The sequence below is a fragment of the Mesorhizobium kamtschaticum genome (assembly GCF_056174585.1).
The window spans coordinates 609,612-625,755 of the sequence record NZ_CM149691.1; the positions used below are offsets into that span (position 1 = coordinate 609,612).

General features: G+C 63.7%; 13 protein-coding genes and 4 pseudogenes. 12 read left to right on the forward strand and 5 right to left on the reverse strand.

The window, feature by feature from the left end:
- Positions 1–105: 105 nt before the first annotated feature.
- The 4 genes and pseudogenes from AC0V7N_RS02850 to AC0V7N_RS02865 all read right to left on the reverse strand — a co-directional run bounded on the left by AC0V7N_RS02850 (position 106) and on the right by AC0V7N_RS02865 (position 3,477).
- The gene (locus AC0V7N_RS02850) at positions 106–864 is read right to left on the reverse strand and encodes a M48 family metallopeptidase (protein WP_475454515.1); all 759 of its coding nucleotides are present in this window, start codon (positions 862–864) and stop codon (positions 106–108) included.
- A 98-nt stretch (positions 865–962) separates the two neighbouring features.
- Positions 963–1,445: a DUF2852 domain-containing protein gene (locus tag AC0V7N_RS02855; protein ID WP_475454517.1), complete on the reverse strand. Its 483-nt coding sequence runs from the start codon at positions 1,443–1,445 to the stop codon at positions 963–965.
- 117 nt (positions 1,446–1,562) lie between these two features.
- Positions 1,563–2,705 (reverse strand): benzoate/H(+) symporter BenE family transporter, encoded by a 1,143-nt coding sequence (locus tag AC0V7N_RS02860; RefSeq protein WP_475454519.1) that lies wholly within the window; start codon positions 2,703–2,705, stop codon positions 1,563–1,565.
- 2 nt (positions 2,706–2,707) lie between these two features.
- Positions 2,708–3,477 (reverse strand): annotated as a pseudogene (locus tag AC0V7N_RS02865) (alpha/beta hydrolase).
- 222 nt (positions 3,478–3,699) lie between these two features.
- On the opposite strand from AC0V7N_RS02865, the gene infC reads away from it, so the two are divergent.
- The 8 genes and pseudogenes from infC to AC0V7N_RS02905 all read left to right on the forward strand — a co-directional run bounded on the left by infC (position 3,700) and on the right by AC0V7N_RS02905 (position 10,738).
- The gene (gene infC, locus AC0V7N_RS02870) at positions 3,700–4,236 is read left to right on the forward strand and encodes a translation initiation factor IF-3 (protein WP_010912915.1); all 537 of its coding nucleotides are present in this window, start codon (positions 3,700–3,702) and stop codon (positions 4,234–4,236) included.
- Positions 4,237–4,531: 295 nt separating this feature from the next.
- Positions 4,532–5,157 (forward strand): annotated as a pseudogene (locus tag AC0V7N_RS02875) (methyltransferase family protein).
- Between the two features lie 182 nt (positions 5,158–5,339).
- On the forward strand, positions 5,340–5,543 hold the full coding sequence (gene rpmI, locus AC0V7N_RS02880) for a 50S ribosomal protein L35 (protein WP_006201248.1): 204 nt from the start codon (positions 5,340–5,342) through the stop codon (positions 5,541–5,543).
- Between the two features lie 88 nt (positions 5,544–5,631).
- Positions 5,632–6,033: a 50S ribosomal protein L20 gene (rplT, locus tag AC0V7N_RS02885; RefSeq protein ID WP_023672281.1), complete on the forward strand. Its 402-nt coding sequence runs from the start codon at positions 5,632–5,634 to the stop codon at positions 6,031–6,033.
- Between the two features lie 142 nt (positions 6,034–6,175).
- Positions 6,176–7,273, forward strand: a complete 1,098-nt coding sequence (pheS, locus tag AC0V7N_RS02890) for a phenylalanine--tRNA ligase subunit alpha (RefSeq protein WP_475454523.1) — start codon at positions 6,176–6,178, stop codon at positions 7,271–7,273.
- Positions 7,270–7,692: a GFA family protein gene (locus AC0V7N_RS02895; protein ID WP_475454525.1), complete on the forward strand. Its 423-nt coding sequence runs from the start codon at positions 7,270–7,272 to the stop codon at positions 7,690–7,692. The genes pheS and AC0V7N_RS02895 overlap by 4 nt, the downstream gene beginning before the upstream one ends.
- Positions 7,689–10,097, forward strand: coding sequence for a phenylalanine--tRNA ligase subunit beta (gene pheT / locus AC0V7N_RS02900; protein ID WP_475454527.1), 2,409 nt, complete (start codon positions 7,689–7,691; stop codon positions 10,095–10,097). Before AC0V7N_RS02895 ends, pheT begins: the two co-directional genes overlap by 4 nt.
- 38 nt (positions 10,098–10,135) lie before the next feature.
- Positions 10,136–10,738, forward strand: a complete 603-nt coding sequence (locus AC0V7N_RS02905) for a nucleotidyltransferase family protein (RefSeq protein WP_475454528.1) — start codon at positions 10,136–10,138, stop codon at positions 10,736–10,738.
- Positions 10,739–10,993: 255 nt separating this feature from the next.
- Here the strand turns inward: AC0V7N_RS02905 and AC0V7N_RS02910 are convergent, their stop codons facing one another.
- The gene (locus AC0V7N_RS02910; RefSeq protein WP_475454530.1) at positions 10,994–11,989 is read right to left on the reverse strand and encodes an aldo/keto reductase; all 996 of its coding nucleotides are present in this window, start codon (positions 11,987–11,989) and stop codon (positions 10,994–10,996) included.
- A gap of 96 nt (positions 11,990–12,085) precedes the next feature.
- Between AC0V7N_RS02910 and AC0V7N_RS02915 the strand changes: the two genes are divergently transcribed.
- The 4 genes and pseudogenes from AC0V7N_RS02915 (at position 12,086) to AC0V7N_RS02930 (ending at position 15,996) form a co-directional block, all read left to right on the forward strand.
- Complete coding sequence (locus AC0V7N_RS02915) at positions 12,086–12,976, forward strand: LysR family transcriptional regulator (RefSeq protein ID WP_475454532.1); 891 nt, start codon at positions 12,086–12,088, stop codon at positions 12,974–12,976.
- Positions 12,977–13,095: 119 nt separating this feature from the next.
- Positions 13,096–13,179 (forward strand): annotated as a pseudogene (locus AC0V7N_RS02920) (cytochrome b); the annotation flags it as partial.
- Between the two features lie 84 nt (positions 13,180–13,263).
- A complete protein-coding gene (locus AC0V7N_RS02925; RefSeq protein ID WP_475454534.1) occupies positions 13,264–14,253 on the forward strand; it encodes a Gfo/Idh/MocA family protein in 990 nt (329 codons plus the stop codon).
- 85 nt (positions 14,254–14,338) lie between these two features.
- Positions 14,339–15,996 (forward strand): annotated as a pseudogene (locus AC0V7N_RS02930) (FAD-binding dehydrogenase).
- Positions 15,997–16,144 lie beyond the last annotated feature (148 nt).

A 16,144-nucleotide genomic window follows, 5' to 3' on the forward strand; every position in this document is an offset into this window, starting at 1 on the left:
GCGGCATGGATCTCAGGGGCTGTGCCGAGTCGCCTCGCTCCTTGCTTCGCCTAGGATGACGAAATTGAGATGGGTTCGCCAATCCCAAACGCTTGCTCTAGCGCCCTACTCGAACACGATCGCCTGCAGCGCCCCGCCATTGCGCTTCAGCCAGTCCTTGCAGCGGTCGGTGTCGGGGCAGAGTTTTTCGCACAGTTTCCAGAATTTCGGGCCGTGGTTCATCTCCTTGAGATGCGCCACCTCATGCGCGACGAGGTAGTTTATCACCGGCTGCGGCGCCATCATGATGCGCCAGGAGAACGACAGATTGCCTTCCGAGGTGCAGGAGCCCCAGCGGCTGGAGGTGTCCTTGTAGCGGATCGCCTTGGCGCGCTTGCCGAGCGCCTCGGTGTGTTTGATCACCAGCTTCTCGATTTCCTTCTTGGCCTCACGCTTCAGGAAATCGGCGATGCGGCGCGGCAAATGTATCCGGTCGCCATGCACGATCAGCAGCGGCCCGCGCTCGTCGCGCGACACCGTGACGGTGCCGCGCTTTGACGGTTCGTGGACAATGCGGTGCGGCACGCCGCGCACCGGGATCTTGATGCCCGGCCGCACCTGCGGCCGCGTCGGCACCTTGGCCAGACGCTGTTCCAGCCAGTCCTGATGGCGGTCGAGGAACCTGTCCACCTCGCCCCGGCGCAAGCCTGGCGGCACGGTTATGCGCAAGCCCTGGCCGCCGGAATCGATGCGCAGCGTCAGGCGCCGCGCCCGGGCGCTCTCGACGATCTTGAGCGGCAGCGTACGGCCGGCAACGCAGTATTCTCGCTCCACGACGGGTGTGGGCTTGGGCTTCGTCAGATTGCGAAAGAATCCGAGGGTCATGGCGGGACGATACGCGATTCGAGAAAAACGACTAGAACAAAAAGAAACGGCGCCGCTCGCGCGACGCCGTCATCGTACCTTGGCCCTGTCGCTAGGCCTCAGTCGTCAAGCAGGTTCGAGCCTTTGCCACGCTTGGTGGGGGTCGTTCCGGTGCTCGGATCGGTCTTCGCAGGCGCAGTCGACTTGTTGCGGTTCGCCATGAAGCGATCGAACTCGTCCTGATCCTTGGCGCGGCGCAATTCGCGGGCGTACTCGTCGAACTGCGTCAGCATCTCGTCGAGCTTGCGGCGCTCTTCGTTCAGGCGCTCAAGCTCCTTTTCGCGCCAGTCGTCGAACGCGACGTTACCGGTGCGGGCGGAGCCATTGCCCCAGCGCGCGGCCTTGTCGGAACCGCGGCGGCAGCCGGCGAAGATGCCGTCTGTGGCGCGGTTGACGTCACGCTTGAAGCCGTCGAGCCGGTCGCCCCAGATGATGTAGGCGAGCATGGCGAAGCCGAGCGGCCAGAACACCATGAAGCCGATCACCATCAACGCGATGGTTGCCGGCGTCCAGGCCGGGCGGATCAATGCAGATGTGTTCATTTTCTCCCATTCCTTCGGTTGGAGACAGCCAAGACGGGCTGCGTGGAATCGAAATGGGAAGGCGAAAACGGCGATTCAAGACAATGTCGGCCAAAACCGGACAAGGGCCTGAAATGATTATCGCTTTTTGAGCATGTCGAGGAAAAGAACGACCAGCCCGGCAATCAGGCCCCAGAAGGCGGCGCCGACGCCGAACAGCGTCAGGCCGGAGGCGGTGACGACAAAGGTGACGGTGGCGGCCATCCGGTCACCCTCGTCCTTCAGCGCGATCGCCAGCGCATTGGCAAGCGACGCCATCAGCGCCAGACCCGCCACCAGCACGATCAGGCTCTGCGGTAGGACGGCGAAGATCGCCACCAGCGACGCGCCGAACATCGCGAAGACGAGATAGGCGAGCGCATAGAACGGACCGGTCTTCCAGCGCTCGGCGGGGTCGGAATGGACGTCCGGCCCGGTGCAGATCGCCGCCGATATCGCCGCCAGATTGGTGGTCGAGCCGCCGAACGGCGCCGACAGCAGCGAAAACAAGCCGGTGACGCCGATCAGCGGGCCGGGCTCCGGGTGGTAGCCGGCGGCGCGCAGCACGGCGAGGCCAGACAGGTTCTGCGAGGCCATGGTGACGAGGTAAAGCGGCAGCGCCAGACCAATCATCGCTTTGGCGGTGAAATCAGGCGCAATCAGCGTCAGCGTCGACAGTTCGGGTGTCGGCAGGCCGCCGACGCGGCCGGTAAGAAACGCGGCGAGACCGCCACCGATCAACACCGCCAGCACCGACAGCGCCGGGTTGAACAGGCGGATGATGAAGAAGGCCGCGATCAGCGGCAGGATCAGCCAGGGGTCGACGGGAATGGTCTTGACCGCATTGAGGGCGAAGGTGACGACGATGCCGGCCAGCATGCCGGAAGCGACCGAGGGCGGTATCCTGGAGATCAGCTGCGTCAGCGGCCGAAACAGGCCGGTGGCGATCAACAGGATGGCGGTGACGATGAAGGCGGCGACGGCCTCGCCGATCGAAAAACCGCTCGATGCCGCCATCAGCGCCAGGCCCGGCGTCGACCAGGCGGTGATCACAGGCATTTTCGTGCGCCAGGACAGCCACAGGCTTTCGATCGCCATGGCGAGGCAAATGGTCGTCACCCAACTCGCCGTCTGGATTTGCGTTGCACCAACCGCGTGGGCCGCGGCAATGACGATGGCCAGCGTGCCGCCAAAGCCGACGATGGCAGCGACAAAGGCCGAGATCGGGATGGAGAGGCGCATCGTCACCTGCCCCGCCCGGCCATGTCACCGACCGCCCGCAGCAGCATGTCGAGATCCTGTGGCCGCGACAGGCGGTGGTCGCCGTCGGGAATGAGCGACAGCGTGACGTCGTCGGCCGGCAGCAGGCTGACCAGCTTCAGCGCGTGGCTCGACGGCACGTCCGGATCGGCCAGACCCTGCAGGATGTGCACCGGGCAGTGCGTGTCGATCGGACCGGTCATCACCCGGTTGTCGCGCCCGTCCTCGATCAGGGCGCGGGTATAGATGTACGGCTCAGCGGAATAGTCCGACGGCTCGGCGAAGAAGCCTTTCTCGGCAAGGTCGCGCTTCTGCGCTTCGGTCAGCACCGGTTCGACCAGCTCAGAGGTAAAATCCGGCGCCGGCGCCAGCAGCACCAGGCCGACGACATTTGCGTCACCCGCCTTGCGCAATTCCTGCACCATGCGCAGCGCGATCCAGGCGCCCATCGAGGAGCCGACCAGGATTTGATCGCCCCTGGTGAAATGGCGGAACACGGCAAGGCTCTGCGACAGCCATGTCGAAATCGTGCCGTCGGCAAAGGCGCCACCGGATTCGCCATGGCCGGAATAGTCATGGCGCAGGGAGGCGCGACCCTCTTTGTCGCCCAGTCCGACAATGTCTGCGCTTTCGTGCCCAGCATGTCCGACTTGTAGCCGCCCAGCCAGACAATGCCGGGCGTCGAACCTGCCGTATGGCGCACGGCGATGCTTGACCCATCGACATCGAGAAAGGTTGGGGGCGTGATGGTCATGGCTTTTTCCTCAGGCCCCTCTTTTGGCTCGGGGTTCTTGTGGCACAGCCACAGGCGCGGCGAAAAGTGCTCGCGTTGTTTCTTTGTTTGGTGCAGGCCAGTGATCAGGGTGATTTTCTGTCAATGCTGTGGTATTGACTCCGCCCGCGCGCTCACCACATTGGCGCGTCCACGCATCCACACTGACAAATCCTGAACGAAACGGCCAAGGAGACCACGACCATTCGCAGACCTTTCAAAGCAGCGGCGCCGACCAAGGATGGGCCGCGCTCCAACCGTGACATCCGGGTTCCCCGGGTCCAGCTTATCGACGCCGAAGGCCAGAACCGCGGCGATGTTTCCATCAACGACGCATTGCTGCTCGCCGAAGAGGCCGGGCTCGATCTCGTCGAGATATCGCCCAATGCGGTGCCCCCCGTCGTAAAGATCCTCGATCTCGGCAAGTTGAAATACGCCAACCAGAAGAAGGCAGCCGAGGCGCGCAAGAATCAGAAGGTCATCGAGATCAAGGAGATCAAGATGCGCCCGAACATCGACAGCCATGACTACGAGACCAAGATGAAGGCTGTTCGCCGCTTCTTCGAGGAAGGCGACAAGGTCAAGCTGACGCTGCGCTTCCGTGGCCGCGAGATGGCGCATATGGAACTCGGCATGCAGCTTCTGAACAAGGTGCGCGAGGAAGTGGCAACCATCGCCAAGGTCGAGGCGGAGCCGAAACTCGAAGGCCGCCAGATGATGATGGTGCTGGCGCCGCGCTAGGCGGACTTCGCCCGCTTCGCCGGGCGTCGTCTGCTCAGGTTTCCTGGTTGTCTCAGGTTGCCATGGCAGAACCGCGGGACACTTTTTCAGAGCCTGGATCACGTTAAGGTTAGGCGTTGCGGTCGCGCTCCAATTTCGCCTGAATTGTGTTACAGGGCGTCCCGACGATCGGCGGGACGCCTGTTTCTCGGCCACAGCTGCGATCGCCGGCTTTGTTTTTATGCATGTCGTCTTCCCAAAACCGGGGCCACTTTTGGGCGACATGCAATAGGCTCCTCGACGATCGGACACCCCCTTGGATAACGAACTGAAATACGGGCTGGGCAACTACCAGCAGATGCGCCGGCTGGTGCTTGCCGTGCTCGTGGTGGTGCTGTTCTTGGCGCTGCTGTTCGGTCAATCGACCTTCCCGCCGAAACGCCGGTGCACGAGACGATCGAGATGTTCGGCGTGCTGTTGATTTTCCTCGGCATCGTCGGGCGCCTCTGGGCGACGCTCTATATTGGCGGGCGTAAATCCTCCGAGGTGGTGACGGGCGGACCCTACTCGATCACCCGCAACCCGCTCTATGTGTTCTCGACCGTGGCCGCGGCCGGCGTCGGCGCGCAGATCGGCTCGTTCTCGGGCATCATCCTGTTTGCGCTGCTCTGCGCCGGCGCCTTCCACATCGTCATCTTGCGCGAGGAGAAATTCCTCAAGGAAGCGCTCGGGGCGCCCTATGCGGCGTACCTGGCAAGGGTACCGCGCTTCTTCCCGAAGCTTTCCCTCTACCAGGAGGGCGATACCGGCAGCTTCAAGCCGCGCCTGTTGTTGACCACGCTGCTCGACGGCCTGGTTTTCCTGATCGCGCTGCCGGCCTTCGAACTGATCGACGGCGCGCAGCAGTCGGGCATGCTGCCGGTGTGGTTCACGCTGCCCTGACGGGGGACAGAGCGTCGCATGGCCTGAGGTGTTGCGTACAAGCCGTCTTTGACGTATAGGACCGCCGTTCAAGAAAACCGCCCGGCAGGGCATGCCGTGGCGGTTTCATTTGCTTTTCGGGCTTTGGTCGGCCCGAAGCGAACAAGAAGCGCGATAGTGCGCCAACGAGACGGAGTAGCAAAATGCCCAAGATGAAGACCAAATCCGCCGCCAAAAAGCGGTTCAAGATCACAGGTACGGGTAAAGTCCTGTCGGCTGCGGCCGGCAAGCGTCACGGCATGATCAAGCGTTCCAACAAGTTCATTCGAAATGCCCGCGGCACGATGGTTCTGGCTGAACCGGATGGCAAGAAGGTCATCAAGAATTTTCTGCCGAACGGCCTCTAAGGCATTCGGTCCGGACACGCATTAGTTTTACGCAATTCGGAACGGAAAGCCGACAGGCACCTGGGATTGCTTTTAAGGAGATCATGACATGGCACGCGTAAAGAGAGGCGTCACCTCGCACGCCAAGCACAAGAAGGTCCTGAAAGCCGCCAAAGGCTTCTACGGCCGCCGCAAGAACACCATCCGCATCGCCAAGCAGGCGGTGGAAAAGTCGATGCAGTACGCGTATCGCGACCGCAAGAACCGCAAGCGCTCGTTCCGCGCGCTGTGGATCCAGCGCATCAACGCCGCGACGCACGAGCATGGCCTGACCTATGGCCGCTTCATCGACGGGCTCAACAAGTCGGGCATCGAGATTGATCGCAAGATCCTGTCGGATATGGCCATCCACGAGCCGCAGGCTTTCGCAGCCCTGGTCGCCAAGGCCAAGGTGGCGCTCGAATATCTGAAGAACACCACGCCGAACGCTTTTGAAAGCGCTGTCGCCTAAGACCAGCGCTTCCCAAGCATTCGCAATTCTGATTTGGGGAACCCGCGCTGGCACGGCTGGCGCGGGTTTTTCTTATGCCTGAACACCCAACTTGAACGTGACTTTCACGTTAGCGCAGATTTCCAACGTAGCGAGTTTGACCGTGAACGACGCAACCACCGGCCTGGATACGCTTGAAAGCTCACTTCTGGCCGACATCGCATCGGCCGCCGACGAGCCGGCCATCGAGGCTGTGCGCATCGCTGCCTTCGGCAAGAAGGGCACCGTGTCCGAAATGCTGAAGACGCTCGGCGCCATGACCGCCGAGGAGCGCCAGATCAAGGGCCCTGTCATCAACGGCCTCAAGAACCGCGTCACCGAGGCGCTGACGGCCCGCAAGGCCGAATTGAAGGATGTGGCGATCGCCGCGCGGCTGGCCGCCGAAAAGGTCGACGTGACGCTGCCGGTGCGGCAGTCGCCGGCCGAGCGCGGCCGCATCCATCCGATCAGCCAGGTCATCGACGAGATCGCGGCGATCTTCGGCGATCTCGGTTTCGCCATCGCCGAAGGTCCCGATATCGAGACCGACTATTACAATTTCACCGCGCTGAATTTCCCGGAAGGCCATCCGGCGCGCGAGATGCACGACACCTTCTTCTTCCAGCCGGACGAGAAGGGCGAGCGCAAGCTGTTGCGCACGCATACCTCGCCCGTGCAGATCCGCACCATGGAGAAGCAGAAGCCGCCGATCCGCATCGTCATTCCGGGCAAGACCTACCGCCAGGATTCCGACGCCACGCACTCGCCGATGTTCCATCAGGTCGAGGGTCTGGTGATCGACAAGACGGCCAATGTCGCCAACATGAAGTGGGTGCTGGAAGAATTCTGCAAGGCGTTCTTCGAAGTGCCGTCGGTCAAGATGCGCTTCCGTCCGTCCTTCTTCCCGTTCACCGAGCCAAGCCTCGAGGTCGACATCCAGTGCGACCGCTCGCGGCCCGGCGAAGTGCGCTTCGGCGAAGGCTCCGACTGGATGGAGATCCTCGGCTGCGGCATGGTGCACCCCAATGTGCTGCGCGCCGGCGGGCTCGATCCGGACGAGTATCAGGGCTTTGCCTGGGGCATGGGCATCGACCGCATCGCCATGCTGAAATACGGCATGCCGGATTTGCGCGCCTTCTTCGACGCGGATGTGCGCTGGCTGTCGCATTACGGCTTCAGGCCGCTCGACATGCCGACGCTGTTCGGCGGGTTGAGCGCATGACAGCGCCCCACATTGGCGGTTGCCGCTGCGGCGCCGTGCGGTTCGCGGCTTCGGCTGAACCGCATCACGTCAGCTATTGCCATTGCGGCGATTGCCGGCGGGCGAGCGGCGCGCCGGTCTCGGCCTTTGTCGGCTTCCTGGTCGACCAGGTGGCGTTCACCGGCAAGGCGCTGAAGATGTACGAGAACGGCCCGGTGACGCGCTCCTTCTGCGGCGTCTGCGGCTCGCCGATCGCCTATGTCGACGAGCGGCTGGAGGATGACATCTACTTCATGCTCGGCGCCATGGACATGCCGGCCGATTTCGAGCCGACGCACCACGCCTATGTCAGCGAGCAGCTGCCCTTCCTGCATATGTCCGACGACTTGCCGAGACACCTGAAATCAAGCGTCAAAAGACCAGACGGAACAATCCCATGAAATTCACCCTCTCCTGGCTCAAGGATCATCTCGAGACCGACGCCTCGCTCAACGAGATCGTCGAGCGGCTGACGTCGATCGGCCTTGAAGTCGAGCATGTCGACGACAAGTCGAGCCTGAAACCCTTCGTCATCGCCAAAGTGCTGACGGCGGTGCAGCACCCCGATGCCGACCGGCTGCGGGTGCTGACCGTCGATACGGGCGACGGCAAGCCCCCCGTCCAGGTCGTCTGCGGTGCGCCGAATGCGCGGGCCGGCCTGATCGGCGCCTTTGCCGCGCCCGGCACCTATGTGCCCGGCATCGACGTGACGCTGACGGTCGGCAAGATCCGTGGTGTCGAGAGCCATGGCATGATGTGTTCCGAGCGCGAGCTGGAACTGTCCGACGAGCACAACGGCATCATCGACCTGCCGGTCGACGCGCCGGTCGGCACCAGCTTTGCGTCCTATGCGCATCTCGACGATCCGGTCATCGAGATCAATCTGACGCCGAACCGGCCGGATGCCACCAGCGTCTACGGCATTGCCAGGGATCTCGCCGCGAGCGGGCTCGGACGGCTGGTGGGTGGCGCGATCATGCCGCATGTCGGCGAGGGCCTGTGCCCCGTGAAGGTCACGATCGAGGCGCCGGAACTCTGCCCCGGCTTCGCGCTGACGATGGTGAGTGGCGTCAAGAACGGCCCGTCACCAAAATGGTTGCAGCAGCGCCTGATCGCCATTGGTTTGCGCCCGATCAGCGCCCTGGTCGACATCACCAACTATGTCACTTTCGACCGCGGCCGGCCGCTGCACGTGTTCGACGCCGCGAAGGTGGCCGGCAACCTCGTGGTGCGCCGCGCCGTGGACGGCGAAAAAGTGCTGGCGCTGGACGGCCGCGAATACACGCTGACGCCGGAGATGTGCGTGATTGCTGACGACAATGGCGTCGAATCGATCGCCGGCATCATGGGCGGCGAACATTCGGGCTGCGATGAGAGCACCACCGACGTACTGATCGAATCGGCGCTCTGGGACCCGATCGCAACCGCCCGCACCGGCCGTGCGCTCGGCATCATCACCGACGCCCGCTACCGCTTCGAGCGCGGCGTCGACCCCGAATTCATGGTGCCGGGCGTCGAACTCGCGACCAGGCTGGTGCTTAATTTCTGCGGCGGAACGCCGACGGAAATGGAAGTGGCCGGCTATGCCGGGTACAAGCCGAAGATCGTGTCCTTCCCGCTGTCGGAAGTGAAGCGGTTGACGGGCATCGAAGTGCCGAAGGCCGAAAGCCTCGACATCCTGTCACGCCTCGGCTTCGAGCCGCAGGGCTCGGGCGACATCGTCAAGGTAAAGGTGCCTTCCTGGCGACCGGACGTCGACGGCAAGGCCGACCTCGTCGAGGAAGTGATGCGCATCCATGGCGTCGACAACATCGCGCCGCAGCCGCTCGGCGCGCATGACGCGGTCAATTCGAAAATCCTGACCACGCTGCAGATCCGCACCCGCACTGCCAAGCGCGCGCTTGCCGTGCGTGGCATGATGGAGGCCGTCACCTGGTCTTTCATTCCGGCCAAACATGCGGAGCTGTTCGGCGGCGGCCAGACGGCGCTGAAGCTTGCCAACCCGATCGCCGCCGACATGTCCGACATGCGGCCGTCGCTGCTGCCGGGGCTGATCGCCGCCGCGCAGCGCAATGCCGACAAGGGCATTGGCGACGTGGCGCTGTTCGAGGTTTCGGGCACCTATGAAGGCGACGGCGCCGGCCAGCAGCGGCGCGTGGCCGCCGGCGTGCGCCGCGGCACCGCCAAGCTCGACGGCTCGGGCCGCAGCTGGGCTGGCAATTCCGGCCCGGTCGGCGTGTTCGATGCCAAGGCCGATGCAATCGCCGCGCTCGAGGCCTGCGGCGCGCCGGTCGAGCGGCTGCAGATCGAGGCTGGTGGCCCGGCCTGGTACCATCCCGGCCGGTCCGGCACGATCAAGCTCGGGCCGAAGACCGTGCTCGGCACGTTCGGCGAGTTCCATCCCAAGACGATGGAAGGGCTCGACGTTTCCGGTCCGCTCTGCGGCTTCGAAGTGTTCGTCGATGCTGTGCCCGAGCCGAAGGCCAAGCCGACGAAGACCAAGCCGAAGTTGGAGCTCTCCGCCTTCCAGGCGGTGAAGCGCGACTTCGCCTTCGTCGTTGACAAGTCGGTCGAGGCCGGCACGCTGGTGCGCGCCGCCTTGGCGGCCGACAAGAAGCTGATCACCGCCGTCTCGGTCTTCGACATCTTCGAAGGCGCGTCGCTCGGCGCTGACAAAAAATCGATCGCCATCGAAGTGTCGATCCAGCCGGTCGAAAAGACGCTGACCGACGAGGATTTCGAGGCGCTGGCCAAGCGCGTCGTCGAGAATGTCGGCAAGCAGACGGGCGGCGTGCTGCGGGGTTAAAACTTGCAAGCAGGTGGCGAATCGCCTTCCAAAGGGCGATGGATCATCTGCGCTATTCCGGGCTGCCATTCGAAGCACAGCGCGCGGCGTTTCTCGACATCGTGTCGGGCGACCCGCTGGTCGGCGACGCGCTGGCGCGCGCCCGCGCACTGGCTCTGCCGGATTGGCTGGTCGTCTCCGGCGCGCTTTACAACAGCGTCTGGAACTATCTGACCGGAAAGCCCTCAGGTTACGGCATCAAGGACGTTGATCTCTTCTATTTCGATGACAGCGACCTGTCCTATGAGGCCGAGGACGCGGTGATCCGCCGGGCGGCACGGCATTTCGAGGGGTTGGCGCGGCCGGTCGAGGTGCGCAACCAGGCGCGGGTGCATCTGTGGTACCCGCAGAAATTCGGCCAGCCCTGCCCGCGCTATACGAGCGCGAGCGAATCGGTCAGCCATTTCGCCTCGAAGACGCATGCGGTCGGGGTGCGGCTCGACGCTGGCGGGCAGTTGGAGCTGGTGGCGCCGTTCGGGCTCGACGACATTTTTTCGTTCCGCATCACGCCGAACCGGGTGATGGACAACCAGCGAACGCATGAGGAGAAGGGCACGCGGGCGCGGGAGACCTGGCCGGAGATTGAGGTGGTGTCGTGGTAGGGGCGCAGAGATAAAGATAAGTCGGCGCGAGGCCCCCCTCTCTGGCCTGCCGGCAATCTCCCCCTCAAGGGGGGAGATTGGCAGTTTCGATTACGGCGTTCCCCTTGCAACGCTGGTGATTGGCGAAAGCGACCGCGACATCCGATCTCCCCCCCTGAGGGGGAGATGTCCGGCAGGACAGAGAGGGGGGCCTCGCGCTAGCCCTTCAACAAAAAGGGATGCCGAAGCGCCCCTTTCCGTATCCTGAATTGCTGCTCACCCATTCACCAGCGCCAGCAACTCCTCCGTATAGCGCTTGCCGACCACCTTGTCCGGCGACAGCGCCTCACCGATCGCCGCGACCTCGGCAGCGCTCAGCTCGATACTCGCCGTCGCCGTGTTCTGCTCCAAATGGCGTATCTTTCTCGCACCCGGGATCGGTACGATGAAATCGCCCTGGTGCAGCACCCAGGCCAGTGCCAGCTGCGCGGAGGTCACGCCCTTTTCCGCCGCCATTTTTTCCAGCGTCGCGACAACCTTGGCGTTGGCTTCCATGGCCTCGGCCTGGAAGCGCGGCAAGGTGCGGCGCCAGTCGCCATCGTCAAGCGTTTCCGGCTTGGCGATGGTCCCGGTCAACAGGCCACGCCCGAGCGGGCTGTAGGGGACGAAGCCGATGCCGAGTTCGCGGCAGACGGCGAACACATCGTCTTCCGGGTCGCGGCTCCATAGCGAGTATTCGCTCTGCACGGCTGCGATCGGATGCACGGCATGCGCCCGGCGGATGGTGGCAGCACTTGCCTCCGAGAGGCCGAGCGCGCGCACCTTGCCCTCGCGGACCAGCTCGGCCATGGCGCCGACCGTGTCCTCGATCGGCACGTTGGGGTCGACGCGGTGCTGGTAGTAGAGGTCGATGACATCGGTGCCCAGCCGCTTCAGCGAGGCTTCGGCCACGGCCTTGACGTGCTCGGGGCGGCTGTCGACGCCGGCCATGCGGTCGAGGCCCGTGCCTTCCTCCAAAATCTTGAAGCCGAATTTGGTGGCGATCGTCACTTTGTTCCGCACCGACTTCAGCGCCTTGCCAAGCAGGATCTCGTTCTCGTAAGGGCCGTAGACTTCCGCCGTGTCGAAGAAATTGACGCCGATCTCGACAGCGCGGTGCAGCGTGGCGATCGCCTCTGCCTCCGGCTGGCCGCCATAGGCGAAGCTCATGCCCATGCAGCCGAGGCCGACGGGATAGACATTCAGTTCGGTTCCTAGCTTGCGGGTTTGCATCACGCGTCTCCTTGTTGTGATGCCTAGGAGATAGCGTCTTGCCTTATGTTCGATAATAGGCTCTCCTTAGTACGGGTTGTTCTAGAAAATAGATCAATGAATCGTGCGCATCTCTCCCAACTGGCGGTACTGGCAACCGTAGCCCAATGTGGCAGCTTTCGCGGCGCAGCCAGGGAATTGGCCATCGCGCCGTCGGCGGTCAGCCACGCCGTGTCCAGCCTGGAAGCGCGGCTCGGCGTGCGGCTCTTGGCGCGCAGCACGCGCAGCGTTGCGCCGACCGAGGAAGGCGCACAGCTTCTGGAGCGATTGCGGCCAGCGCTGTCCGAGATCGACCTGGCGCTGGAGACCGCGGTCGAGGCGCGCGACCGGCCGGCCGGGAATCTCAGGCTCAGCGTGCCGCGTACAGCCGCCCATCTGGTATTGACGCCACGGCTCGGCGCCTTTGCATCGGCCTATCCCGACATCGTGCTGGAGATCGTCATCGAGGACCGCTTCACCGATGTGGTGGAAGGCGGTTTCGATGCCGGCGTGCGGCTCGGCGAGAGCCTGCAGCGCGACATGATCGCGGTGCGCATCGGGCCGGACATTCGCGGCGCGGTGGTCGGCGCGCCATCCTATTTCGAAGCGAATCCCAAGCCGCACCACCCGCGCGATCTTGCCGACCATCGCTGCATCCGCTTCCGCTTCTCCAGTGGCATTCTCTACCGTTGGGAGTTCGCCAAGGACGGCGAGGAGATCGAGATCGCCGCGCAGGGGCCGCTGATCCTCGATGAGGACCATCTGATCGCGCAGACGGCGGTCGACGGCGCCGGGCTCGCCTTCGTCTTCGAGCCCTATGTCCGCGCCCCGCTCGCCGACGGCAGGCTGATCCGCGTGCTGGACGACTGGTGCCCCCCCTTCGACGGGTTCTTCGTCTATTATCCCAGCCACCGCCAGATGCGGCCAGCGCTCAGGGCGTTTGTCGATTTCTTCAAGGTGAGTGGGTAGGGAACGCGCCCTCCCCACAAGGGGGAGGGTGAGGAGCGCCGGAAGAAAGCGTCTTCCGCCGACGTTTGTCTCCCATGCAGGCATCAATCACCTAAACGCCAACCCGCTAAGGCTGGGCGATGATCATCCTCCACTGGCTGATCGCCATCATCTTCATCGGCCAGTTCGCCCTCGGCTTCATCATGGTGCGACTGACCAAGCGGGGTTAGTTGATACGGCACTCCGCATTGGCTTTTCCATCGATTTCGGGCAAACCTCGTCTGATACAATCGACATGGAGATGCGTGATGTTCCGATGGGGTGTGTTGTCGACGGCCAAGATCGGCCGCGAGCAATTGTTGCCGGCAATCGTCGAGGCGGAGAACGGCGTGCTGTCGGCGATCGCCAGCCGCGACCTGTCGAAGGCCAAGGCATTGGGTGAGCGGTTTGGCGCGCGCCATGCCTTCGGCTCCTATGAGGAATTGCTGGCCTCCAAGGATATAGACGGCGTCTACATCCCGTTGCCGACCTCGCAACATGTCGAATGGACGGCCAAGGCCATTGAAGCCGGCAAGCATGTGCTGGTCGAGAAGCCTCTCGCGCTCGACGCCAAGGACATCGCGCCGCTGATCAAGCTGCGCGACGCCAAGAAAGTGCTGGTCTGCGAAGCCTTCATGGTCATCTACCACCCGCAATGGATCAAGGTGCGCGACCTCATCGCCAGCGGCGCCATCGGTAGGCTGCGCCATGTGCAGGGTGCGTTCTCCTACTACAATGTCGACCCCAACAACATGCGCAACCAGCTCGATCTCGGCGGCGGCGCGCTGCCCGATATCGGCGTCTACCCGACGGTGTCGACGCGGTTCTCGACCGGCAAGGAGCCTAGCCGTGTCCAGGCGACGATCGAGCGCGACAAGAAATTCGGCACCGACATCTACTCCTCGATCCGCGCCGATTTCGGCGACTTCGAACTGTCGTTCTATCTGTCGACGCAGATGGCGGCACGGCAGGTGATGGTGTTCCACGGCGAGAAGGGTTTCATAGAGGTCTTTTCGCCCTTCAATGCCGGGCTCTACGATCATCACCGCGTCGAACTGCACAACCAGAACCACACCGAAGCGCAAGTGTTCCGCTTCCCCGGCACGCAGCAGTACCGGCTGGAGGTCGAGACCTTCGCGCGCGCGGCGCAAGGCGGCAAGGAGCGGGTGTTCACGCTGGAGGAGTCCGTGCTCAACCAGAAGGTCATCGACGCCATCTTCCGCGCCGGCGGCAAGGACGGCAGCTGGGAGACCGTCTGAGGCTCTTGTTTGACGCAATTCCGGACGGAAAACCGCTTCACACTTTTCCTGGAATTGCGTTAGCCGGCTAATTCTGGGAGGAATAATGGCTGACGACGCGGACGTGATCATTGTCGGCGCCGGCCTTGCCGGGCTGGTTGCCGCCGCCGAGCTTGCCGAGGCTGGCAAGAAGATCATCATCGTCGACCAGGAGCCGGAGCAGTCGCTGGGCGGCCAGGCATTCTGGTCGTTCGGTGGGCTTTTCCTCGTCGATTCGCCGGAGCAACGGCGCATGCGCATCCGCGATTCGCATGATCTGGCGCTTGAGGACTGGATGGGCACCGCCGCCTTCGACCGGCCGGAGGATTTCTGGCCGCGCAAATGGGCAGAGGCCTATGTCGGCTTCGCCGCCGGCGAGAAACGCTCCTGGCTCCTGCAACGCGGCCTGAAATTCTTTCCCGTTGTCGGCTGGGCCGAGCGCGGCGGCGGCAATGCCATCGGCCACGGCAATTCAGTGCCGCGCTTCCACATCACCTGGGGCACCGGCCCCGGCGTGCTCGAACCTTTTGTCCTGCGCGTGCGCGAGGCGCAGAAGCGTGGATTGATCAGCTTCAAATTCCGTCACCGGGTCAATGAACTGACACGGACGGGCGCTGTCGTAACCGGCGTGCGCGGCGATATATTGCAGCCGAGCACGGTCGAGCGCGGCCACAAGAGCTCGCGCGACATATCAGGCGATTTCGAGCTGCATGCGCAAGCGGTGATCGTCGCCTCCGGCGGCATCGGCGCCAATCATCAGCTGGTGCGGGAAAACTGGCCCAAGCGGCTGGGTGCCGCGCCGAAGCGCATGATCACCGGCGTGCCCGACCATGTCGATGGCCGCATGCTGGCGATCACCGAGGCCGCCGGCGGTTCGATCATCAACCGCGACCGCATGTGGCACTATGTCGAAGGCATCAAGAACTGGGCGCCGATCTGGACCGAGCATGCAATCCGCATCCTGCCCGGCCCGTCGTCGCTCTGGCTCGATGCCAGGGAAAACGCCTGCCGGTGCCGCTCTATCCCGGCTTCGACACGCTGGGCACGCTCAGCCACATCATGAGCACCGGCTTCGACTATTCCTGGTTCATCCTGACCAAGAAGATCATTCAGAAGGAGTTCGCGCTGTCGGGCTCCGAACAGAACCCGGACCTGACCGGTAAGAGTTGGCGCCAGGTGCTCGGCCGCGCCACGTCAGGCATTCCGGGCCCGGTCAAGGCGTTCATGGAGAAGGGCGAGGATTTCATCGTCGAGGCCGACCTTTCGACGCTGGTTGCCCGCATGAACGCACTGGCCGGCGGCGAGCCTCTGCTCGATCTTGCCCAAGTCGAGCGCGAGATCCGCGCCCGCGACAGGCAACTCGACAATCCGTTCTCCAAGGACATGCAGATCACCGCGCTGCGCGGGGCGCGCTCCTATCTCGGCGACAAGCTCATCCGCACGGCCAAGCCGCACAAGATGCTCGACCCGGCAAATGGCCCGCTGATCGCGGTGCGCCTCAACATCCTGACCCGCAAGACGCTGGGCGGCCTGCAGACCGATCTCGACAGCCGCGTGCTGGGCGCCGATGGCCAGCCGGTGCCGGGGCTCTATGCCGTCGGCGAAGCGGCCGGATTCGGCGGCGGCGGCGTGCATGGTTATGCGGCGCTGGAAGGCACGTTCCTTGGCGGCTGCATCTTTTCCGGCCGTAGCGCCGGCCGGGCGACGGGACGTTCGGTGGCGTGAGGAGTTCCGCCAAAGCTACCGAACTCGCTATACCGGAGCGGCGCTGCTCATTTCTTCGTCGGCGATTTCATAGAGGCGCCTGTCAAGTCGAGTATGTTGACAGCACGGACTCGGTGTTGATTTCTAGCAAATGGTGGTGAGTAACTAC